Source organism: Streptomyces phaeoluteigriseus (assembly GCF_001896135.2).
Taxonomy (GTDB): domain Bacteria; phylum Actinomycetota; class Actinomycetes; order Streptomycetales; family Streptomycetaceae; genus Streptomyces; species Streptomyces phaeoluteigriseus.
The window spans coordinates 176,231-197,270 of the sequence record NZ_MPOH02000005.1 but is presented as its reverse complement, the minus strand read 5'-3'; the positions used below and the strand labels follow the sequence as shown (position 1 = coordinate 197,270).

Below are 21,040 nucleotides of genomic sequence, written 5' to 3'. Positions count from 1 at the left end.
CAGGGGCTGACCGGGGCCGTCGTACTCCTCCTCCGGCTCCTCCTCCGGCTCCTCCTCCGGCCGGACGTCCCCTGGGTGGGCCGCCTCCGTGAAGGTGTCGTACAGGGCGTGGCCGAGGCCCGTGCCGCAGGCGTGGGCGAACGCAGTGCGTGCCGTCGGGGGTGACGAAGCCGATGAGGTGGCCGCGCACGCCGTCGACGGGGCGCGCGCGACCGGACACGTCGGGCCCAACTCGTCGACGAGGGGAAGGGGACGGGGATGGGCGAGGTCACGCCCACCCCCGTGACGGTGGTGGGCGCGAGGGTCTCCCGGACGCCGGTGACCCGGGCGGAGTGATGTGCGCGTGCACGATGCGGTCGTGGCCCGGGGGTCCGTGCCGCCGAGAGGCGGCGGTCCGCCCCCGCTCCTATCCTGGTGCTGAATGGGCCGCGCGCGGCCGTGCCCCTGGTGCGGCTGTGGCCTGCGGCGAAGTCTCCTGGCGGGAGTGCGCCCATGACGCGTCCGTGTGTCCACCTGTGCAGAGGGGCCGTCGTCGCCACAGCGGTGGGGGCCCTCGTCCTGCCGGCCCTGGGCGGTACGGCAGGGGCGGCGGCGCCCGCCGCCGGGGCCACCGTCGTCGCCGCGGCACCCTCCCCGACCCCCTCCGGTGACGAGGTGCGCGACCTCACGCCGCAGGTGAAGCAGCGGATCGACCAGGCCGTGCGGCGGATCATGAAGCAGGCGAACGTCCCCGGCGTGTCCGTCGGCGTGTGGACCCCCGACAAGGGCGAGCACGTGAAGTCCTTCGGGCTCGCCGACAAGGAAACCGGCCGGAAGATGACCCCGGACCTCTTCATGCGGATCGGCAGCGAGACCAAGACGTTCACCGTCACCGCCGTGCTGGAGCTGGCCGACGAGGACAAGGTCGGCCTCGACGACACCATCGACAAGTACGTCGAGGGCGTACCGAACGGCGACAGGATCACGCTGCGGCAGCTGGCCGGCATGCGCAGCGGGCTGTTCAACTACTCGCAGGACGAGGACTTCTTCAAGGCCCTGACGTCCGATCCGCAACGGCCGTTCGCACCCCAGCAGTTGCTCGACTACTCCTTCAAGCACCCCGTGCTGTTCCAGCCGGGCGCGGAGTTCAACTACTCCAACACCAACCTGATCCTGCTCGGCATGGTCGTCGAGAAGATCAGCGGGCAGACCCTCGCGGACTACATCCAGGAGCACATCCTCGATCCGGCCGGCCTCGGCGACACGAGCTTCCCCACGGGGAACGAGTTCCCGCAGCCGCACGCGCAGGGCTACTCGAACCAGACCGCGACCGGCGAGGTCGAGGACACGGCCGACTGGAACCCCTCCTGGGGCTGGGCCGCCGGCGCGATGATCTCCACGCTGGAGGACATGCGGGTCTGGGCGCGGACCGTGGCCACCGGCCGACTCCCCGACGGCGAGCGGCTGATCAGCCCCGCGACGCAGAAGGAGCGGCTGACCACACCGCCCACGCCGATCCCCGGCGCCGGATACGGTCTCGGCATCTTCGACGTGCAGGGCTGGATCGGCCACAACGGCTCGCTGCCGGGCTACGAGTCCCTCACCATCCACCTGCCGTCCGCCCAGGCCACCCTCGTCGTCCTGCTGAACACCGACATCAGCTACAAGAACGAGGAGCCCAGCACCCTCTTCGGCGACGCCATCACGCGGATCATCTCCCCGGACCACGTCTTCGACCTGCCCAGCCAGCCCGCCGCCCGGTGAGGGAGGTGCGGGAGGTACCCGGCACCGAGCCGGGTGCACGGCCGCTCAGGCGGTGCGGACCTCCGCGATGGTCACCGGCCGGTGCTCGTGCAGCGACAGTGTGCACGCCTCCGCGATCCAGCCCGCCTCCAGGGCGTCCTCGATCGTGCAGGGCGAGGGCCGGGTGCCGGCCACCACCTCGGTGAACGCGGTGAGTTCGGCCCGGTAGGCGGCCGTGAAGCGGTCCATGAAGAAGTCGTGCGGGGTCCCGGCCGGGAAGGTCACGCCCGGTTCCACCGAGCGCAGCGGCAGCTTGTCCTCCAGGCCCACCGCGATGGAGTCCTGGAAGCCGTGGATCTCCATGCGGACGTCGTAACCGCGCCCGTTGTGACGGGAGTTGGAGATCACGGCGATCGTGCCGTCGTCCAGGGTGAGGACCGCGCCCGTGGTGTCGGCGTCGCCCGCCTCCCGGATGAAGTCGGCGCCCCGGTTCCCGCCGACCGCGTACACCTCGCGCACCTCGCGGCCCGTGACCCAGCGGATGATGTCGAAGTCGTGCACCGAGCAGTCCCGGAAGATGCCGCCGGACGCGGCGATGTACGCGGCGGGCGGCGGCGCCGGGTCCAGGGTGGTGGAGCGCACGGTGTGCAGCGTGCCCAGCTCGCCGGAGCGCACGGCGGCACGAGCGGCGACGAAACCGGCGTCGAAGCGGCGGTTGTAGCCGATCTGGATCGGCACCTCCGAGCCCCGCACGGCCTTCAGGACGTCGACTCCCTCCCGCATGGTCCGGGCGACGGGCTTCTCGCAGAACACGGGCACGCCCGCGGCCACGGCGGCGAGGATCAGCGCCGGGTGGGCGTCGGTGGCGGCGGCCACCACGATGCCGTCCACCCCGGCCGCCAGCACGGCCTCGGGGGAGTCGGCGACCTCGGCGCCGAACCGCTCGGCGGCGGACTTGGCGGCCTCGGTGAACGGGTCGGCGACGACGAGCGACTCGACGGCGTCGAGTCCGGACAGGGTCTCGGCGTGGAAGGCGCCGATGCGGCCGAGGCCGAGAATGCCGATACGCATGGGGTGCAGCTCCTTGGGCGTCGTACGGGGGCGGGGAGAGACAGGGAAGGGGGGAGGGGCGGCCTAGTCCAGGCCGCCGAGCACGTTCTGGTCCCAGTCGATCACCGAACCGGTGACCACGCCGGACCGCTCGGACAGCAGGAAGACCACGAAGTCGGCGATCTCGTCCGGCTGGCCGAGCTTGCCCATCGGCAGCCGGGCGGCCGCCTGCTCGCGCCAGTCGTCCCCGGCGCCGTGGAAGGCCCGCTGGGTCGCGTCCTCGCCCTCCGTCGCCGTCCAGCCGATGTTCAGGCCGTTGACGCGGACCCGGTCGTGGCGGTGGGCGTGCGCCGCGTTGCGGGTCAGGCCGACCAGGCCGGCCTTGGCGGCGACGTACGGGGCGAGGAACGGCTGCCCGCCGTGCGCCGACGAGGTGATGATGTTGACGACCGTGCCCGGCGCGCCCCGGCCCACCATGTCCGCGACGGCGGCCTGCATGGCGAAGAACGGCGCCTTCAGGTTGATCGCGATGTGCTGGTCGAACAGCTCGGGCGTGGTGTCCAGCAGCGTGCCCCGCGTGGTCAGCCCGGCGGAGTTCACGAGGCAGTCCACCCGGCCGTACGCCTCGACCGTGCGGGCCACGGCGGCCTTCGCCTGCTCCGCGTCCGCGAGGTCGGCCCGGACGAACGTCGCCTTGCCGCCGGCCGCGGCCAGCTCCGTGACCAGTGCCTCGCCCGGTTCCGGGCGGCGGCCGGTGAGGGCCACGACCGCGCCCTCGCGGACGGCGGCCCGCGCGATCGCGGCACCCACGCCCTGGCTGCCGCCGTTGACGAGCACGACCTTGTCGGCGAGAAGCCCCGCGGCGGGGAGGGGGCCGGGGGAGGGGAGGGGGCCCGTGGAGGGAAGGAGGTCCCATGGAGTGGAGGTCCTTTCAGCTCGCGCGCCGCTGGGCGCCCGCCCGCAGCGCGTCCCGCAGGGCTTCGGGTGTCCAGGCCTCGCGCAGCGCGCGCCGCACGGTGTCCGCCTGCGAGGGCGGGGCCAGGCCGTCGACCGGCGGGTCGCTGTCGAGGTTGGTGGGGAAGGGGTAGCCCTCGGCGCTCGCGGCGACGACCCGCTCCAGCCACGCCGTGTCGGCGCCCTCCGCGGCGCGCTTCAGCAGCACCGGGTACACGGCGTTCGTCACCGCTTCCCGGTCGACCGTCTCCATGGCCCGGCCGAACGCGGAGGACACCTGGAGCAGGTTGGCCGTACGGCGGATGCCGGCGGACCGGTTGGTGCCGGCCGCGTGGAACAGGGCCGGGTTGAAGAAGACGGCGTCGCCCCGCGTCAGGGACAACTGGACGTGCCGTTCCGCGAAGTAGGCCTGGAACTCCGGCAGTCTCCAGGCGAGATAGCCGGGCCCGTACTTCTGCGAGTGCGGCAGGTACATCGTCGGTCCGGACTCCACGGGCATGTCGCAGTGGGCGACCGCGCCCTGGAGGGTGAGCACGGGGGAGAGCCGGTGGACGTGTGCCGGGTAGGCGGCCGCGGCCTCGGCGGAGAGGAACCCGAGGTGGTAGTCGCGGTGCGCGGTCTGTGCGGCGCCGCCCGGATTGACGACGTTGACCTGCGAGGTCACCTGGTAGCCGGGGCCGAGCCAGGCCCGTGAGACCAGGGCGAGGAGGTCGTTGGCGTAGTAGTCGGCGAATGCCTCCGGGTCGAGGCGGGCGGCCTTCTCCAGCGCGTTCCACACCCGGTCGTTGGCACCGGGCTTCGCGAAGTGGTCGCCGGCGGTCGTGCCCGCCGCGCGCTGCCCGGCGATCAGGGCGTCGAACACGGCCGTCAGCCGGTCGACGACCGACGGGTCCGGGAAAGCCCCCCGGAAGACCACGATGCCGGGCCCGTCGGCGAGGGCGCGGACCAGCTCGGCCCCCACCTCCGCGACGTCGCCGCCGCGCAGCCGGTCGCCGTCGTACACGAGCACGTTCCGCTCCACGGCTGCGGCGTGCGGGTAATCGGCGACATCGGTCCCGTGTTCGACCAGCGCGCGAAAGGCGTCGAGGTCGCAGTCCCGCTCGGACAGCCAGGGGGTGCAGGACATCGTCGTCCTCTCGGTGACGGGGGCGGTTCGGCTCGGCGGGACGGTTCCTTGACGAGGAGTCGCCCGGCGCTGTCATTCTTGTCAGTACAAACCCCTCGAACAACCAGCAGGAAGCCGTCAAAAACCCCTCAAGGAGCCGACGACATGGGGCATCCCTTCCCGATCCGCGAGATAGCCCGGCAGGCGGGTCTCAGCGAGGCCACCGTGGACCGGGTCCTGAACGGCAGGGGAGGGGTGCGTGAGAGCACCGTGCGGGAGGTCCGCCAGGCGATCGCCGACCTGGACCGGCAGCGCACCCAGGTCCGGCTCGTCGGCCGCACCTTCATGATCGACATCGTGATGCAGGCGCCGGAACGCTTCTCCACCGCCGTACGGTCCGCCCTGGAGGCCGAACTGCCGGCGCTGCACCCGGCGGTCGTCCGCTCCCGCTTCCACTTCCGGGAGACCGGACCCGTCGCCGAACTGGTCCGCACCCTGGACCGGATCGCCCGGCGCGGCTCCCAGGGCGTGGTCCTCAAGGCGCCCGACCTCCCCGAGGTCACGGCCGCCGTCGGCCGGCTCACCGAGGCCGGCGTCCCGGTGGTGACCCTCGTGACCGACCTGCCCACCTCCGCCCGCCTCGCCTACGTCGGCATCGACAACCGGGCCGCCGGCGCCACCGCCGCCTACCTCATGGGCCAGTGGCTGGGCGAGCGGCCCGGCAACGTGCTCACCAGCCTCAGCAGCGGCTTCTTCCGCAACGAGGAGGAGCGTGAGATGGGCTTCCGCGGCGCCATGCGCGCCCGCCAACCGCAGCGCGCGCTCGTCGAGATCGCCGAGGGGCAGGGCCTCGACGCCACCCAGTACGACCTCGTCCGCGCCGCCCTGGAACGCGACCCGCAGATCCGCGCCGTCTACTCCATCGGCGGCGGCAACATCGCCACCCTGCGCGCCTTCGCCGACCTCGGCCGCGCGTGTGCCGTGTTCGTCGCCCACGACCTCGACCACGACAACACCCGCCTGCTGCGCGAGCACCGGCTCTCCGCCGTGCTCCACCACGACCTGCGCCAGGACATGCGGGAGGTGTGCCACGCCGTGATGCGGGCGCACGGCGCGCTGCCGCCCGCCGGCCCCGTGTTGCCGTCCGCCATCCAGGTGGTGACGCCGTACAACATGCCGCCCGCCGCCCTCGGCTGACGGCCGTCCGGTCAGGCCGTGGGCACGTCCACCCAGGTGCCGCTCTCCGCGGAGCGCGCCATCGCGTCCAGTACGGCCGCACTGCGCACGGCGTCCGTCAGGGTCGCCCCGTACGGGGTGCCCTCGGCGATCGAGCGGAGGAAGCGGTAGGCCTCGATCACCTTCAGGTCGTCGTAGCCCATCGCGTTCGCCGCGCCCGGCTGGAAGGCGCCGAACTCGCCCGCGCCGGGGCCGACGTACACCGTGCTCACCGGCTGGTCCTGGTAGCCGGTGCCGCGGCTGACGGCCAGCTCGTTCATCCGGCGGAAGTCCCAGAACACCGCGCCGCGGGTGCCGTGCACCTCGAAGCCGTACGCGTTCTGCTCGCCGACGGAGACCCGGCAGGCCTCCAGGACGCCGCGGGCACCGGAGGCGAACCGGAGCAGACAGCCGACGTAGTCCTCGTTCTCCACGGGGCCCGGTTCGCCGCCCGTGGCCAGGGTGTGGCCGGCGGTGGTCCCGGCGGGGCGGGCCCGTTCGGGGACGAAGACGGCGGTGTCGGCGGTCAGCGAGGTGATCTCGCCGAGCAGGAAGCGGGCCAGGTCGGCGCCGTGCGAGGCGAGGTCCCCGAGGACCCCGCTGCCGCCGCGTTTGCGCTCGTAGCGCCAGGTCAGGGCGGAGTCGGGGTGGGCGGCGTAGTCGCTGAAGAGGCGGACGCGGACATGGGTGACCACGCCGATGTCACCGGCGGCGATCAGGTCGCGGGCCGCCTCCACGGCGGGCGCGTTGCGGTAGTTGAAACCGACCGCGCCCTGCACGCCGGCCTTCGCGACCGCGTCCGCGACCGCGCGGGCGTCGTCGGCCGTGAGGCCCACCGGCTTCTCGATCCAGAGGTGCTTGCCGGCCCCGGCCATCGCCACACCGATCTCGCGGTGCAGGAAGTTCGGCGCGGTGATGCTGACCGCCGCCACCCGGGGGTCGGCGGCGACCTCCCGCCAGTCCCGGACCGCCGAGGCGAAGCCGTACTGCCCGGCGGCCTGTTCGGCCCGGCCCGGCACCTCCTCGGCGACCGTGATCAGCTCGGGCCGCAGGGGGAGCTGCGGGAAGTGGTGCGGCACGCGCGCGTATGCCTGCGTGTGCACCCGGCCCATCCAGCCGAACCCGACGACGGCGACACCCAGCGGTTCACTCACGGCGGCAGCCCTTCCATGGACCGGTCCACATCCTGTCGAGGTCACCCTGAGGCGCCCATCCCAGCATGTCAAGAAGCTTCGCGCCCTTTGACAACCGGACCGCTCCGTGGAACGGTCCAACGCATGAGAGCGCCGACCATCCGCGACGTCGCCGACCGGGCCGGCGTGTCCAAGTCCCTGGTCTCCCTCGTCCTGCGCGGCTCCGACCGGGTGCGCGCCGAGAAGCGGGACGCCGTCCTGCGGGCCGTGCGCGAACTGGGCTACCGGCCCAACACGGCGGCCCGCAGCCTCAGTGAACGCCGCACCCTCCCCCACTCCCGGCTTCCCTCGAGCGGGGCGAGCCCCATGGTCGGGGTCCTCCTCAACGACCTGCGCAACCCCTGGTACGTCGACCTCCTCGACGGCCTCAACTCGCTGCTGTCCGCGAGCGGCCGGCACATGCTGCTCGCCGACGCCCGCCTCAACCGGCGCGTCGGTCACGACCTCGCCGGACCGTTCCTCGACCTGCCGGCCGACGGCCTGGTCGTCGTCGGCACCCTGCCCGACCCCGCGGCCCTCAACGCGGTCGCCGCCCGCATCCCGGTCGTCGTCGCGGGCGCGCGCGAGCCCGTCCCGGCGGGGGTGGACGTCGTCGCCAACGACGACGAGCGGGGCGCCCGGCTGGTCACCGAGCACCTGATCGGCCTCGGCCACCGCACGATCGCGCACCTCGCGGGGTACGGCGCCGTCGGTGAGCTGCGCCGCGGCGCCTTCGAGTCGGTGATGCGGGAGCACGGGCTCGGGCAGCGGGCGCCGGTCGAGCCGTGCGACATGACGGAGGAGGGCGGCTACCGCGCCACCGTACGGCTGCTCAGCCGGCCCGACCGGCCCACCGCCGTCTTCGCCGTCAACGACATCGCGTGCGTCGGCGCGCTCTCCGCGGCCGAGGAACTGGGCCTCTCCGTCCCCCGCGACCTGTCCCTCGTCGGCTACGACAACACGAGCATCTCCCGTCTGCGCCACCTGTGGCTCACCACCGTCGACCACGCCGGCCACGAGGTCGGCCGCCGAGCCGCCCGCTGCCTCCTCGACCGGCTGGAGCGGCCCGGCGCGGAGGGCCGCCTGCAACTGGCGGCACCGACGCTGGAGGTGCGGGGGACCACGGGGCCGCCGGCGGTGCCGGGGACCGTCAGAGATTGATGGCGTACGCCTTGCGCAGGGTCTCGTGCACGGTCCACGTCGTCCGGTCGCCGGCGCGCAGGACGGCCATGTCGCCGGGCCCGACCCGCAGCGTGGCCCCGCCCTCGACCTCGACGGTCGCCGAGCCGCTGATCACCACGAACAGTTCGTCCGCCTCGGTGTCGGTGACGACTCCCGGCGTGATCTGCCAGATCCCCCGGACCTGCCGCCCGTCCGCCGACTCCCACACCACCTTGCCGCTCACCTCGGGCGCCCCGGACACGATCTGCCCGGGGTCGAGCGGCTCGGGCACGAGATCGGCGTCGGGGACGTGGAGAGCGAAGCTGGGAGTCATGGGGCGACCTTAACGAGACGGTGTGCGGGTGGGGGTTGACAGGGTGTGGGGTATCGGGGCGGATGGCGGGACGGTCTGTCGCGGCCGACGGCCTGCCGGATCGTCCACAGACCTTGGGCTCGTATGCACGGCCAATATGGCAGACAAAATTGTTGACAATCTTGTTTGGCTAGATTTAGGTTCGACAGGCACTCACTCAGGGAGGGCAACGATGCCGAAAGAAGCCCGTCCGAGCACCGGGGAGCAGGCCAAGCAGCACGCGTTCGCGCAGCTGCGGCAGGCGATCCTGCACGGCGAGATGGCACCGGCACAGCGGCTGGTGGAGAACGAGCTCGCCGAGCAGTTCGGTGTGACGCGGGCCAGCATCCGCGCGGCGCTCATCGATCTGGAGTCCCAGGGACTCGTCGAACGGATCCGCAACCGCGGCTCGCGCGTGCGAGTGGTGAGCGTGGACGAAGCGGTCGCCATCACCGAGTGCCGGATGGTCCTCGAAGGGCTGTGCGCGGCGAAGGCGGCCGTCGCGGCCAGCGACGACCAACTGGACCAGCTGACCGACCTCGGCACCGCGATGAGCAAGTCCGTGGCCGACGGTGAGCCGGTGACCTACTCCGAGCTGAACCATGAACTGCACGTCCGCATCCGGGAGTTCTCCGACCAGCGGACCGCGCAGGAGCTGCTGGAGCGGCTCAACGCCCAACTGGTGCGTCACCGCTTCCAGTTGGCACTGAGGCCGGGGCGTCCGCAGCAATCCCTGAACGAGCACCTGGACATGATCGAAGCGATCAGGGCCAGGGACCCGCAGGCGGCCGAGGCGGCCGTCCGCGCCCACCTCACCAGCGTGATCGAGGCGCTGCGCGACTGATCACGGCTGCGCGGGGCGGGCGCCCACCTGTCACCACGGCGAGTGAGCCGATGGGGTGCGCCGGTGTCCGGGGGCGCGAGCGTGCGAAAGGTCCGAAGGGGGCCGGACGCGCGGTCGCCGCCCTCCGCGAACGCCGGTGGAGCGCTCCGGAGGCGAGCCGCCCCACAAGGGAGATTGCAGCATGACGCAGGCCACAGCGCCCGCCGGCCCACCCCGATCGACCCTCGTGGTCACCGCGCACGCCGGTGACTTCGTCTGGCGGGCGGGCGGTGCCATCGCCCTGGCCGCCTCGCGCGGGGAGAAGGTCACCATCGCGTGCCTGACCTTCGGCGAGCGCGGGGAGTCCGCCAAGGCATGGCGCGAGGGCAAGCGGCTGGACGAGATCAAGGCGATACGCCGGGACGAGGCCGAGCGCGCCGCCGCCACCCTGGGCGCCCGGGTCCGCTTCTTCGACGCGGGCGACTACCCGCTGGTCGCGACCGCGGAGCTGACCGACAGGCTGGTCGAGGTCTACCGCGAGACCCAGCCGGACGTCGTCCTCACCCACCCCACCGAGGACCCGTACAACGGCGATCACCCCGCCGCCAACCGCATGGCGCTGGAGGCCCGCGTCCTCGCCCAGGCCATCGGCTACCCGGGCCCCGGCGAGATCATCGGCGCCCCGCCCGTCTTCTACTTCGAGCCGCACCAGCCCGAGATGAGCGGCTTCCGGCCCGAGGTCCTCCTCGACATCACCGAGGTGTGGGAGACCAAGCGCAAGGCCATGGAGTGCCTCGGCGCCCAGCAGCACCTGTGGGACTACTACACCGACCTCGCCGTCCGCCGCGGCGTCCAGCTCAAGCGCAACGCGGGCCCCAACCTGGGCCTCGCGCACAAGACGATGGCCGAGGCGTACATGCGCCCGTACCCGCAGATCGCGAAGGAGCTGGCATGAGCGGCGTGATCGTCACCGGCCCGCCGAAGGCGGACCCGAAGGACGTCGAGGCGCTGGCGGCCTTCGGGGTGGCCACCGTGAGCGAGGCGATGGGGCGAACGGGCCTGCTGGGCCCGGGCATCCGCCCCATCCAGCAGGGCGTACGGATCGCCGGCACCGCCGTCACGGTGCTCAGCTGGCCCGGCGACAACCTGATGATCCACGCGGCCGTCGAGCAGTGCGGCGAGGGCGACGTCCTCGTCGTCACCACCACCTCGCCGTCCACGGACGGCATGTTCGGCGAGCTGTTCGCCACCGCGCTGCGGCGGCGGGGCGTGCGTGGCCTCGTCATCAACGCCGGCATCCGCGACACCCAGGAACTGCGCGAGATGGACTTCCCGGCCTGGTCCCGTGCCGTCTGCGCGCAAGGCACGGTGAAGGCCACCGGCGGCTCGGTCAACGTCCCCGTGGCCGTGGACGGCCAGGTGATCCGCCCCGGTGACGTGATCCTCGCCGACGACGACGGCGTCGTGGTCGTCCCGCGCGAGCGCGCCCGCGCCACCGCCGAGGCGTCCGAGGCCCGCGAGGTGAAGGAGGCGAAGGCCCGCGCCGCGTTCCTCGACGGCCAACTCGGCCTGGACCGCTACGGGTTGCGCGACACGCTGAAGCGGCTCGGTGTCGAGTACCGGACCTACGACGAGTACACGGCGGGCGCCCCGGACGCGGGGGAGCCCTCGTGAGCGGTGTGCCCGAGGGGGTGCCGTGCCTGCTGATGCGGGGCGGCACCTCCAAGGGCGCCTACTTCCTCGCCGCCGACCTCCCCGCCGAACCGGACCTGCGCGACGACCTGTTGCTGCGGATCATGGGCAGTCCCGACGAGCGCCAGATCGACGGCCTGGGCGGCGCCCACCCGCTCACCAGCAAGGTGGCCGTGGTCTCGCCCTCCGCCGACCCGGACGCCGACGTCGACTACCTGTTCCTGCAAGTCGCCGTCGACCGACCGGAGGTGAGCGACCGTCAGAACTGCGGGAACATCCTCGCCGGCATCGGCCCGTTCGCCGTCGAGCGCGGACTCGTGCCGGCGGGCCCGGACGAGACCTCCGTCCGCATCCGCATGGTCAACAGCGGCGACCGGGCCACGGCGACCTTCCCGACGCCCGGCGGCCGGGTGGACTACACCGGCGACGCGGAGATCTCCGGCGTACCGGGCGCCGCGGCACCCGTGCTGATCGAGTTCCCGCCGGGCCCGAACCCGCTCCTGCCCACCGGCAGCGCCCGGGAGGAGATCGACGGGGTCCGGGTGACCTGCGTGGACAACGGCATGCCGACGGTCCTGATCGCCGCGACCTCCCTCGACGTCACCGGCTACGAATCGCCCGCCGCGCTGGAGGAGGACCCGGTCCTGGCCGACCGGCTCCGCCGGATCAGGCTGGAGGCGGGCCGCCGGATGGGCCTCGGGGACGTGGCGGACGCCACCGTGCCCAAGCTCACGCTGCTCGCCCCGCCCCGCGAAGGCGGCGCCGTCACCACCCGCACCTTCATTCCCGTGCGCTGCCACCCCTCCATCGGAGTGCTCGGCGCGGCCGGAGTCGCCGCGGGCCTTCGGATCGAAGGGAGCGTCGGGGCCGATCTGGCGGATCTGGAGCCCGGCAGTGACCGAATTCGCATAGAACATCCCACCGGCTTCCTGGATATCGAAAGTAGCCTCGTCCCCACCCCCGAGGGCCTGCCCTCCGCCCGCCGCACGGCCGTGGTCCGCACGGCCCGCAAGATCTTGGACGGCACCGTGTTCCCCCGGTCCGCCGAGACGGCACCGATCAACCCGCACCCCCTTGGAGGTCAACGATGACTCCGCCGCTCGGCGACATCGCGCACATCGGCCACGCCCAGTTGTTCACCCCCGACCTGGACGCCAGTGTCGGCTTCTTCACCGACTACCTGGGCCTCACCGTCAACGGGCGGGACGGCGACACGGTCTATCTGCGGACCTTCGACGACTACGAGCACCACAGCCTGGTCCTCACCGCCCGCGACACCCCCGGCCTCGGCCGGCTCGCCCTGCGCACCTCCAGCGAGGAGGCGCTCCAGCGGCGGGTGAAGGCGGTCGAGGAGGCGGGCGGCACCGGACACTGGGCGGAGGACGAGCCCGGCCTCGGCAGGCTGTACGTCACCACCGACCCGGACGGCCACGAGCACGCCCTCTACTGGGAGAGCGAGTACTACCGGGCCCCCGAGGAGCTGAAACCGGCGCTGAAGAACCAGCCGCAGGCCAAGCCCAACCGGGGCGTCGGCGTACGCCGCCTGGACCACGTCAACTTCCTCGCCGCCGATGTCCTCGCCAACGCCGAGTTCCAGCAGGACGTCCTCGGCGCCCGGCCCACCGAGCAGATCCGGCTCGACACCGGGAAGATCGCGGCACGCTGGCTGACGTACACGGACAAGTCGTACGACGTCGTCTACACCTCGGACTGGACCGGCAGCGCCGGGCGGCTGCACCACATCGCCTTCGCGACCGACACCCGCGAGGACATCCTGCGCGCCGCCGACCTCGCCATCGACAGCGGCGTGTTCATCGAGACGGGGCCGCACAAGCACGCCATCCAGCAGACCTTCTTCCTGTACGTCTACGAGCCCGGCGGCAACCGGATCGAACTGTGCAACCCGCTCACCCGCCTGGTGCTGGCGCCCGACTGGCCGCTGGTCACCTGGACCGAGGAGGAGCGGAAGAAGGGCCAGGCATGGGGCCTGCAGACCATCGCGTCGTTCCACACCCACGGCACCCCGCCGGTCGCGTAACGGCCCCAGCGGCCCCGGCGCACACATTGTCGATGAGATTGTTGACAAAAGTGTTGACGAAAATCCTCGCGGGTCCTTAGCGTCGGGGCACCCCCGCCCGCACGAGAGGAAACAACGATGTCCTCCTCCCCCTCCCCGCTGTCCGCCCGCGGCAGCAGACTGGCCCTCCTGGTCGTCGGTCTCTGCTGGCTGGCCGTCCTCTTCGACGGCCTGGACATGTTCATCTACGGCTCGGTCCTCCCGCACCTGCTGGAGACCGGAACCTTCGGCCTCACCCCGGACCGGGCCGGCGACCTCGGCAGCTACGCCACCTTCGGCATGCTGATCGGCGCGCTCGCCGCCGGCACCATCGCCGACCGGATCGGCCGCAAGAAGCTGATGGTCTCCTGTGTGGCCCTGTTCTCGCTGGCCTCGGGCCTGTGCGCGCTCGCCGACGGCGTCGCCGTCTTCGGCCTCGGCCGGACCCTGGCCGGCGTCGGCCTCGGCGGACTGCTGCCGACCGCGATCAGCATGGTCTCCGACTACGCCCCGCGTGGCCGCGGCGCCATCGTCATCGGCCTGCTGATGACCGCCCACCACGCCGGCGGCATCCTCTCCGCCTACGTCGCCAAGTGGCTCGTGGAGCCCGTCGGCTGGCGTGCCGCGTTCTGGGTGTGCGTGCTGCCGCTGCTGTTCGCCCCGGTCCTCGCCCGGTTCCTGCCCGAGTCGCTGAGCTTCCTCGTCGCCAAGGGACGTACCGAGGAGGCCCGCGCACTCGCCGCCCGCTACGACGTCGAGGTGCCCGCCGCAAGGTCGGCCAAGGCCGGTCCGGGCGAGCGGTGGGCCAACCTGGTGGCCCTCTTCCGCGGTCGCGAGTGGACCCAGACGCTGCTGTACTGGCTGGCCTCCTTCGGTGGTCTGCTCCTCGTCTACGGCGTCGCCACCTGGCTGCCCACCCTGATGCGCGCCGAGGGCTACGAACTGGGCTCCGCGCTGTCGTTCGTGGTCGTCTTCAACCTCGGTGGCATCGTGGGCATGCTGGTCGCCGGCCGGGCCGCCGACCGCTTCGGCGCCCCGCGAATCTCGGCGATCTGGTTCGCGCTCACCGCCGTCGGCGTGTATCTGCTCAGCGTGCACATGCCGATGACGGTGACGATGATCGTCGTCTTCCTCACGGGCGTCTTCCTCAACAGCGCCCAGACGATGATCTACGCGACGGTGTCCATCCGATCCAACCCGGACAACCGTGCCACCGCCGTCGGCTGGACCTCCGGCATGGGCCGCTTCGGTGCCGTCTTCGGCCCGTGGCTCGGCGGCCAGCTCCTCGCCTCCAACCAGGGCGACTGGGGGTTCACCGCCTTCGCCCTGGCCGGTGTCTCGTCCATGGTCTTCATCGGGGCAGCGGCCCTGCGCACCCCGCCGACGGCCGCCCAGGACGGCCCGCGCGAACAGCAGCTGGCCGCACACTGACCGGCCGGGCGGCCGGTCAGGGGCTGCCCGGCCGCCGCGGGAGACACGGACGCCGGCCACCGCACCGCAGAGGTGCCGTGGCCGGCGTCCGGTCGCTTCCGTGGCCGGCGTCCGCTCAAGGGCCTGCCCGTCGCGGAGGGCGCGGAGGGCGTGTTCTACCCGGGCGAGCGGAGCGCCGCGGTGGCCGCCGATCGCGGCGAGAAGGGCATTCCGGTGGCGCCGAAGCTGTGGCGCGACCTGAGCGAACGCGCCGAGAGGCTGGGCGTCGCCCTGCCGGGAACCGCCGGATAGCCGGACGGCCTCCGCGTCGCGCCCGCGTCCGTCAGGAGACGTCGGGCGCCGCGGACCGCCGCAGGTGACGGGCGATCAGGAGGTAGGTGGCGCGCGCCTTCTCGTCGTCCTGGGTGTCATAGCCGTGGTCGGCCCCGGCGACCTCGTGGTGCTCGACCAGGGCGCCGGCCGCGGCCAGCCGCCGGGCGTAGCGTTCCGCCTCGGCGCGCAGCAGGTCGTACTCCGCCGTGATGACCAGCGCCGGGGCGATGCCCCGCAGATCGGCGGTGTCCGAGGCGCCGGCGGGCGAGACCAGCCGGTCGGCGCGGCGCCGCGGGTCCGGCACGTACGAGGTGTCGAAGACCTCCGCCATCCAGGGCCGCAGCATCGGCCTGGCGACGGCCGCCTTCTTGTCGCGGGCGCTGGTCGCGAGGTCCAGCGGGGGATAGTGCAGCACCTGGAGCGTGAGCGGGGGACCGCCCTGCTCCAGGGCCTGGCGGGCCACGGCGGCGGCGAGCCCACCGCCCGCGCTCTGCCCGCCGACGCTCAGCCGGCCGCCGTCCCAGCCCTGTTCCGCGCCGTGCTCGGCGACCCAGCGGACCACGTCGTACGCCTGCGTCGGCGGGGCCGGGAACGGGTGCTGCGGGGCGACCACGTACTTCACGTTGACGACGACCACCCCCGCCTCGACGGCGAGGATCCGGCAGAGCGCGTCGTCGATCTCCGGCATCGACATGACGTAGCCGCCGCCGTGGAAGTTGACGTGGACCGGGGGCCACGCGGCCGTGCCGGCCGGGGGCGCGTAGATCGTGACCGGGGCGGGGGCGACGGACGTCGGCACGGTCGCCTCGCGGGTGTCACGCGGGTAGGCGGGGAAGCGGGCCTGCCGGGCGGCGGTGGAACCGGGCCCGTCGGAGCGGCGGCTCGCCAGCCGGGTGAGGCCCTGCATCGTCTTGGCGGCACGGGTCGCCACCGCGGGTCTGGCCAGGAGGGACATGGGCATTCCGTTCGTCGGGCCGTACCGTCGGCCACCAGGCCCTGATCGCCTGCCATTGACAGGAATCCTGGCGATTGGTCGGGCTGAAAGTAACACGGCGCCGACGCCCGCACACCCCCTCGGCCTGCACACCCCTTCGCTCGCACAGCCCTTCGCCCGCACAGCCCCTCGCCCGCACAGCCCCCGCCCCGCGCTCAGTCGCGCCGCGCCACGATCCGGTAGGCGTTGGACAGGCCCAGCCGGTGCGACAGCGGCCGGACCGCGAACCGGTCGAGCAGCGTGCCCGCGACCAGCACCGGCACGCCGGTGAGGAACAGGGCGGCCCGCAGCGTTCGGCGCAGCGCGTTCGGCGGCTCCCGCAGCCAGGGCGCGTCCTCGCGCGGCGCCGCGTGGTCCAGCGCCAGCCATACGGCCGCCAGCAGGTCCACCGGGTCGTGCGGCTCGGCGTGCTGTTCCGCGACCACCGTGAACCCGAGGTCCGCGAGCCGTTCCCGCAGGTTGGCCACCGGCACGAAGTGCAGGTGCTGCGGCTGGAGCCACGGCAGCCACCAGCGGCCCAGGAGGCGGGCGTACCGGCTCTCCGGGTCCGGCACCTCGATGAGGAGATGCCCGCCCGGCCGGACGGCCTCCCGGGCGGCGCGCAGTTCACGGTCGGGGTCGGTGCTGTGCTCCAGGTAGTGGAACATGCTCACCACGTCGTACCGGCCGGCCAGTTCGGGCGCGAGGTCGGGGAAGGCCCCTCGGTAGCCGTGCTCCACGCGGCCCTCCCGCTCGGCGAGTTCGACGCCGTCGGTGAAGTCCAGCCCGTCGAACGCCGTCCCCGGCAGTACCTCCCGCGCGACCGCGCAGAAGTGCCCGTGTCCCGTGCCGACGTCCAGCCACGTCCTGGGCCCGGCGTCGTGCGGCAGCATCGACTCGGCCCGCCCCCGGTACATCCGCGTGCGCCCGCCGAAGGTGTCGCCGAGCTTCTTCTCGCCGAGACCGTCGTAGAAGTCCCGGTAGTAGAACTCCAGCCCCGCCGCGCTGAGCCGGGGGTTCTGGAAGGTGTGCCCGCAGCCCTCGCAGCGGTCCAGGACGAACCGGCCCGGCTTGTGCTGGAGCAGGTCCGTGGTGCGCAGCCGCGTGGTCAGCCGGTCGGAGCCGCACCAGGGCAGTCGGTGCGCCGGGGCTCGAAGAAGCGGTCCGGGCCGGCGGCGAGATCGGCCTGGTAGCCGGGCCGCAGCACCGCGATCCGGTCGGCGGGCCTGGTCTGGTTCCGGTCGCCGGGCCCGGCCTCGTTTCGAGGGTGGGCTTGGTCTCGTCTCGAGCGGTGGGCACGATTCCGTTCCGGCCGCCGGGCCGGGTCTCGTCCCGAGGGGTGGGCCCGGTCTCGTTTCGGGCGGTCAGCCCGGTCTCGTCCCGAGGGATGGTCCCGGTCTCGTCCCGAGGGATGGTCCCGGTCTCGTCCCGAGGGATGGGCCCGGTCTCCTCGCGCTCGATGGGCGCGCTCCCGTCGTTCATCGCAACTCCCCGGCCAGCTCCTCGAGATGGTCCGCGGCGGCGGGCGTTCCGCCGGCCGCCCGGAAGGCGGCTCCGATCCGCTCGGCCGCCGCCCGGTGGCCGGGTCCGTCCAGTACGGCGTCGAGGGCCGCGCCCAGCCGACGCGCGTCGACCCGGCCGAACCGCACCCGCACCCCGGCCCCCGCGTCCGCGACCTGCCCGGCCACCACCGGCTGGTCGTCGCGGATGGGCGCCACCACCAGCGGGACCCCGTGCCACAGGGCCTCGCACACCGTGTTGTGCCCGGCATGGCACACCACCGCGCCCACTCCCCGCTCCAGCAGGGCGAGTTGGGGCACGGACGGCACGATCAGTACGTCCTTGTCGTCGACCGGCGCCCGCAGGGTGCCGCCCGGGTCGACGACCACCCCCTGCACCCGGTCCGCCCGTTCGCGCAGCGCCCGCACGCACACGTCGAGGAAACGGGCGCCGACGTCGGTGTTCGCGGTGCCCAGCGTCACCAGTACGGTCGTCCGCCCGGCGTCGAGCCACTCCCAGGGGAAACCGGCCCCGGCGGGGCGGGCCGCGACGGAAGGGCCCACCCAGCGGACGCCGTCGGCGGGGCCGGCCAACTCCGGCGCGCTGAAGGCGAGGACCAGATGCGGCGAGAACCTCGGGTCGGTCCGGCCCGCCGGGTCACCGACCGAGGCGCGCAGGAGCGCGAGCCGCTCCTGCAGCCACTCCCGCACCTTCGGCAGTCCCGCCAGCGGATCGGTGAACTCGGCCGAGGTGGTCGCCGAGGTCGCCCACGGCACCCCCAGCCGTTCCGCGACCAGCGCGCCCGCGAAGGCCTGCTGGTCGGCGACCACCACGTCCGGCCGGAACTCCCCGACGGCCGCCCGCACGCCCGGTGCCATCGCCTCGGCGAGCGGCAGCAGATACCACTCCCACAGGAACCTCAGCGCCTCGGGCCCGCGCAGCTCGGGCGGCCGGGTCCCTTCCGGCGCCCCGGCGCACGCGAACACCTCGGCACCCGCACCCGCGAGCCGCCGGACCAGCGCGGGATCGGAGCACGCCCACGCCACCCGGTGCCCGCGGCAGGCGAGTTCGGCCGCCACGCCCACGGCCGGGTTGATGTGCCCGGTCAACGGCGGTACCACGAACAGGAACCGGCTCATCGGACCTCCGCCCCCGCCCGCTCCGCCTCGCGCACCAGGGCCAGTACATGGCCGCCCACCGCCGGGGCCGCCTCCACCAGCACCGAGTGCTCGTGTCCCGGGATCACCACGGTCCGGCAGTCCGGCAGCGACGCCTCGAGCCAGGGCGCCAGTTCGGCGAGGTCGGAGTCGCCGCCGTACACGCCGAGCACCGGGCAGCGCACCGCCGTGATCTGTTCCTCGGTGAGTACCCGGCTGGCCGGGATGTCCCGTCCCAGGGTGGTGTCGCGGGCGAGGCGGGCCGCGCCCCTGGCCAGCCGGGCGGTGTTGTGGCCGCGGTGCGCGGTGATCCAGGCGATGGCGTCGGTCTCGTTGTGCGCGAGCTGCGTCACCACCCGGTCCAGGATGCCGCCCAGCTTCACCGCCCAGGCGGGCGTGGCCGGTTCGGACTCGATGAGGGTGACACTCGCGGCCCGCTCGGGATGCCGGGCCGCGTAGCCGAACGCGACCGTCCCGCCGTAGGAGTTGCCGACCAGGTGCACCGGTCCGGTCACCGCGAGGCGGTCGAGGAGCGCCTCCAGGTCGTCGACGTTGTCGTCGAGGGTGTAACCGTCGGCGGGGCGTGCGCTGCGGCCGTGGCCGCGCAGGTCGTACATGACGACGTCCAGGCCCGCGGCGGCGAACGCGGGGGCCACGGTGAAGTAGTAGCTGGCCAGGCTGTCGGTGAGCAGGCCGTGCACCAGCACCACGGTGGCGGTGGCCGGCCGGCCGTCGCGGGGGCCGATCCTCTGCACGTGCAACCGGACGGCGCCGGTGTCGACCATGGCCATGGTCAGCTCGCCTCCGCGGCGTGCAGGCTCGCCACGACGTACTCGACGAGGCGTCCGACGGTCAGCTCGATGATCTCGTCGAACTCCATGCCGGCCAGGAACTCGGCGAAGTTGACCCGGTCGCCGTACCGCTCCTGGAGCAGCCCGGCCAGGGTGACGAGGTCGATGCTCTCCAGTTCCAGGTCACGGTTGAAGGTGGTGTCCGGGCCGATCTCGATGTCGTCGAGGCCGTACTCGTCCTCCATGAGCCGGGCGAGCAGCTCGGTGAGGTCGGCGAGGACGGTCCGCTCGTCGGCGGTGACGGAGGTGTGGGGGGTCATCGGTCGTACTCCTTCGCTTCGACGGGACCCGTCGTCCAGGCCACGGCATAGGTGCGGTCCGGCAGGTGGGGCGGGTTGACGGCCGGGGCGCAGTGCACGGTGTAGGCGCGTTCCAGACGGCCCGCGACGGTCAGCCGGTCGCCGGCCGGGGTGGCGTCGAGGACGGCGAAGTCCCGTGGCCGCCCGCCGAACCCGGTGCCCTCCGCCTTCGCGACGGCCTCCTTCGCCGCCCAGAAGCGGGTGAACCACAGCCCCTCGGACCCGTCGGACCCGTCGGACCCGTCGGACCCGTCGGACACCAGGGTCCGCAGCAACCGCAGCTCGTCCGGGCCCAGGGCGGTGGCCACGGTCTGCGGGGTGCGCTCGGTGACCTCCTCGATGTCGATGCCGGGACCCGGCCCGGGGGTGTGGGGCCGCACGATCGCGACGCCCGCCTCGGCGCAGTGCGCCAGCGACACGTCCAGCGGCGGCAGGACCCGGCCGTGCACCCCGGTGACGTACGGTCGGCCCGCCTCGTCGTTGTGCACCCGCAGCTCGGCCGGGAAGACGGGCCCCTCACCCTGGTCCCAAAGCCACTGCCGTACGGCGTCCTTGACGGCGATCCGGCCCAGCAGCCACTGCCGGCGGCCGCGCGGGGCGTGTTCCGCGTACCGGACGCGTTCCGGCCCGGCCAGCGAGTTGCGCATGATCAGCTCGCGGGACGCCAGGTCGGGCCAGCGCTCGTGCAGCAGCGACCAGCCGCCCGGCCGGGCCTCGGAGAGCGTGTTGCGCTCCGGGAAGCGCTCGACCGGACGGGTCTTCGGGTCGTTGTCGAAGCGGCGGTCCTGCCAGCCGTACAGCTCCGCCCACACCGTGCCGTCGACGGTCAGCTGGACGTCGGCCGCCAGAAGGGTGTCGGTGAGCGAGGTGATCCGCACCAGGCACGCCACCTCGGTGCCGGGCGCCGGGTGCGGCCCGTGGAAACGCATCTCGCGCATGCCGACCGGGAACACGACGGTCCGGGCCGTGCGGGTCGCCATGATCCAGTAGCCGAGGAGCTGGCCTACGTTGTCCAGCAGGGCGCCGGGCGCGGGTGGCGTCGTGATCACGCCCCGGACATGCCGGTCGCCGATCGCGGTGAGGTCCGTGACGCCCTGAAACGCCGGGCCGTGGAACATCCAGCGCTCGTCGTAGAGCTGGGCGGCCGTGTGCTCGGGGACGCGTTCGGAGGCCGGGTCGGCGGGCCAGGGGCGGGCGGGCCGGGTGGGCGGCCGG

19 protein-coding genes and 2 pseudogenes are annotated in these 21,040 nt (G+C 73.2%); 10 read left to right on the top strand and 11 right to left on the bottom strand.

What is annotated here, in order from left to right:
- Positions 1-492 precede the first annotated feature (492 nt).
- Positions 493-1,743, top strand: a complete 1,251-nt coding sequence (locus tag BM536_RS04065; RefSeq protein ID WP_094102530.1) for a serine hydrolase domain-containing protein — start codon at positions 493-495, stop codon at positions 1,741-1,743.
- A gap of 45 nt (positions 1,744-1,788) precedes the next feature.
- Here the strand turns inward: BM536_RS04065 and BM536_RS04060 are convergent, their stop codons facing one another.
- The 3 genes and pseudogenes from BM536_RS04060 to BM536_RS04050 form a co-directional block, all read right to left on the bottom strand.
- A complete protein-coding gene (locus BM536_RS04060) occupies positions 1,789-2,793 on the bottom strand; it encodes a Gfo/Idh/MocA family protein (protein ID WP_073491729.1) in 1,005 nt (334 codons plus the stop codon).
- Between the two features lie 63 nt (positions 2,794-2,856).
- Positions 2,857-3,630 (bottom strand): annotated as a pseudogene (locus tag BM536_RS04055) (SDR family oxidoreductase); the annotation flags it as partial.
- A gap of 73 nt (positions 3,631-3,703) precedes the next feature.
- Positions 3,704-4,852, bottom strand: a complete 1,149-nt coding sequence (locus BM536_RS04050) for a phytanoyl-CoA dioxygenase family protein (protein WP_094102528.1) — start codon at positions 4,850-4,852, stop codon at positions 3,704-3,706.
- A gap of 144 nt (positions 4,853-4,996) precedes the next feature.
- On the opposite strand from BM536_RS04050, the gene BM536_RS04045 reads away from it, so the two are divergent.
- Positions 4,997-6,028, top strand: coding sequence for a LacI family DNA-binding transcriptional regulator (locus BM536_RS04045; protein WP_073491731.1), 1,032 nt, complete (start codon positions 4,997-4,999; stop codon positions 6,026-6,028).
- A gap of 11 nt (positions 6,029-6,039) precedes the next feature.
- On the opposite strand, the gene BM536_RS04040 is transcribed toward BM536_RS04045, so the two are convergent.
- Positions 6,040-7,200: a Gfo/Idh/MocA family protein gene (locus BM536_RS04040; protein WP_073491732.1), complete on the bottom strand. Its 1,161-nt coding sequence runs from the start codon at positions 7,198-7,200 to the stop codon at positions 6,040-6,042.
- 123 nt (positions 7,201-7,323) lie between these two features.
- On the opposite strand from BM536_RS04040, the gene BM536_RS04035 reads away from it, so the two are divergent.
- Entirely contained in the window at positions 7,324-8,379 is a 1,056-nt protein-coding gene (locus tag BM536_RS04035) for a LacI family DNA-binding transcriptional regulator (RefSeq protein ID WP_094102527.1), read from the top strand.
- Here the strand turns inward: BM536_RS04035 and BM536_RS04030 are convergent.
- Entirely contained in the window at positions 8,369-8,713 is a 345-nt protein-coding gene (locus tag BM536_RS04030; protein WP_073491733.1) for a cupin domain-containing protein, read from the bottom strand. The two genes, BM536_RS04035 and BM536_RS04030, sit on opposite strands and share 11 nt — an antisense overlap.
- A 211-nt stretch (positions 8,714-8,924) precedes the next feature.
- Here BM536_RS04030 and BM536_RS04025 point away from each other — a divergent pair, with 211 nt between their 5' ends.
- From BM536_RS04025 to BM536_RS03995, 7 genes are all read left to right on the top strand, one after another.
- A complete protein-coding gene (locus BM536_RS04025) occupies positions 8,925-9,575 on the top strand; it encodes a GntR family transcriptional regulator (RefSeq protein ID WP_073491734.1) in 651 nt (216 codons plus the stop codon).
- 181 nt (positions 9,576-9,756) lie between these two features.
- Positions 9,757-10,509, top strand: coding sequence for a PIG-L deacetylase family protein (locus BM536_RS04020; protein WP_073491735.1), 753 nt, complete (start codon positions 9,757-9,759; stop codon positions 10,507-10,509).
- Positions 10,506-11,228, top strand: coding sequence for a 4-carboxy-4-hydroxy-2-oxoadipate aldolase/oxaloacetate decarboxylase (locus BM536_RS04015; RefSeq protein ID WP_073491736.1), 723 nt, complete (start codon positions 10,506-10,508; stop codon positions 11,226-11,228). The genes BM536_RS04020 and BM536_RS04015 overlap by 4 nt, the downstream gene beginning before the upstream one ends.
- Positions 11,225-12,337, top strand: coding sequence for a 4-oxalomesaconate tautomerase (locus tag BM536_RS04010; RefSeq protein WP_094102526.1), 1,113 nt, complete (start codon positions 11,225-11,227; stop codon positions 12,335-12,337). Before BM536_RS04015 ends, BM536_RS04010 begins: the two co-directional genes overlap by 4 nt.
- A complete protein-coding gene (locus BM536_RS04005) occupies positions 12,334-13,284 on the top strand; it encodes a catechol 2,3-dioxygenase (RefSeq protein WP_073491737.1) in 951 nt (316 codons plus the stop codon). Before BM536_RS04010 ends, BM536_RS04005 begins: the two co-directional genes overlap by 4 nt.
- 117 nt (positions 13,285-13,401) lie before the next feature.
- On the top strand, positions 13,402-14,733 hold the full coding sequence (locus BM536_RS04000; protein ID WP_094102525.1) for an MFS transporter: 1,332 nt from the start codon (positions 13,402-13,404) through the stop codon (positions 14,731-14,733).
- A gap of 72 nt (positions 14,734-14,805) precedes the next feature.
- Positions 14,806-15,024 carry a hypothetical protein gene (locus tag BM536_RS03995; RefSeq protein ID WP_094102524.1) on the top strand — a complete coding sequence of 73 codons (219 nt, stop codon included), beginning with the start codon at positions 14,806-14,808 and terminating at the stop codon, positions 15,022-15,024.
- 31 nt (positions 15,025-15,055) lie between these two features.
- Here BM536_RS03995 and BM536_RS03990 read toward each other — a convergent pair whose 3' ends face one another.
- The 6 genes and pseudogenes from BM536_RS03990 to BM536_RS03965 form a co-directional block, all read right to left on the bottom strand.
- Positions 15,056-16,000 (bottom strand): alpha/beta hydrolase fold domain-containing protein, encoded by a 945-nt coding sequence (locus BM536_RS03990; protein WP_073500138.1) that lies wholly within the window; start codon positions 15,998-16,000, stop codon positions 15,056-15,058.
- Between the two features lie 194 nt (positions 16,001-16,194).
- Positions 16,195-17,231 (bottom strand): annotated as a pseudogene (locus BM536_RS03985) (class I SAM-dependent methyltransferase).
- Between the two features lie 265 nt (positions 17,232-17,496).
- Positions 17,497-18,657 (bottom strand): glycosyltransferase, encoded by a 1,161-nt coding sequence (locus tag BM536_RS03980; protein ID WP_094102523.1) that lies wholly within the window; start codon positions 18,655-18,657, stop codon positions 17,497-17,499.
- Positions 18,654-19,466, bottom strand: coding sequence for an alpha/beta fold hydrolase (locus BM536_RS03975; protein WP_073500035.1), 813 nt, complete (start codon positions 19,464-19,466; stop codon positions 18,654-18,656). Before BM536_RS03975 ends, BM536_RS03980 begins: the two co-directional genes overlap by 4 nt.
- Positions 19,467-19,468: 2 nt before the next feature.
- Complete coding sequence (locus BM536_RS03970) at positions 19,469-19,786, bottom strand: acyl carrier protein (RefSeq protein WP_073500033.1); 318 nt, start codon at positions 19,784-19,786, stop codon at positions 19,469-19,471.
- A partial coding sequence (locus tag BM536_RS03965) for a 4'-phosphopantetheinyl transferase superfamily protein (protein ID WP_143650807.1) occupies positions 19,783-21,040 on the bottom strand: 1,258 nt, incomplete at its 5' end. The genes BM536_RS03970 and BM536_RS03965, both read right to left, overlap by 4 nt.

Bases quoted from the DNA above. Each gene is read 5' to 3' on its own strand.
- BM536_RS04065 (WP_094102530.1), top strand. From the start codon at position 493: ATGACGCGTCCGTGTGTCCACCTGTGCAGAGGGGCCGTCGTCGCCACA.
- BM536_RS04060 (WP_073491729.1), bottom strand. From the start codon at position 2,793: ATGCGTATCGGCATTCTCGGCCTCGGCCGCATCGGCGCCTTCCACGCC.
- BM536_RS04050 (WP_094102528.1), bottom strand. From the start codon at position 4,852: ATGTCCTGCACCCCCTGGCTGTCCGAGCGGGACTGCGACCTCGACGCC.
- BM536_RS04045 (WP_073491731.1), top strand. From the start codon at position 4,997: ATGGGGCATCCCTTCCCGATCCGCGAGATAGCCCGGCAGGCGGGTCTC.
- BM536_RS04035 (WP_094102527.1), top strand. From the start codon at position 7,324: ATGAGAGCGCCGACCATCCGCGACGTCGCCGACCGGGCCGGCGTGTCC.
- BM536_RS04030 (WP_073491733.1), bottom strand. From the start codon at position 8,713: ATGACTCCCAGCTTCGCTCTCCACGTCCCCGACGCCGATCTCGTGCCC.
- BM536_RS04025 (WP_073491734.1), top strand. From the start codon at position 8,925: ATGCCGAAAGAAGCCCGTCCGAGCACCGGGGAGCAGGCCAAGCAGCAC.
- BM536_RS04020 (WP_073491735.1), top strand. From the start codon at position 9,757: ATGACGCAGGCCACAGCGCCCGCCGGCCCACCCCGATCGACCCTCGTG.
- BM536_RS04015 (WP_073491736.1), top strand. From the start codon at position 10,506: ATGAGCGGCGTGATCGTCACCGGCCCGCCGAAGGCGGACCCGAAGGAC.
- BM536_RS04005 (WP_073491737.1), top strand. From the start codon at position 12,334: ATGACTCCGCCGCTCGGCGACATCGCGCACATCGGCCACGCCCAGTTG.
- BM536_RS04000 (WP_094102525.1), top strand. From the start codon at position 13,402: ATGTCCTCCTCCCCCTCCCCGCTGTCCGCCCGCGGCAGCAGACTGGCC.
- BM536_RS03990 (WP_073500138.1), bottom strand. From the start codon at position 16,000: ATGTCCCTCCTGGCCAGACCCGCGGTGGCGACCCGTGCCGCCAAGACG.
- BM536_RS03980 (WP_094102523.1), bottom strand. From the start codon at position 18,657: ATGAGCCGGTTCCTGTTCGTGGTACCGCCGTTGACCGGGCACATCAAC.
- BM536_RS03975 (WP_073500035.1), bottom strand. From the start codon at position 19,466: ATGGCCATGGTCGACACCGGCGCCGTCCGGTTGCACGTGCAGAGGATC.
- BM536_RS03970 (WP_073500033.1), bottom strand. From the start codon at position 19,786: ATGACCCCCCACACCTCCGTCACCGCCGACGAGCGGACCGTCCTCGCC.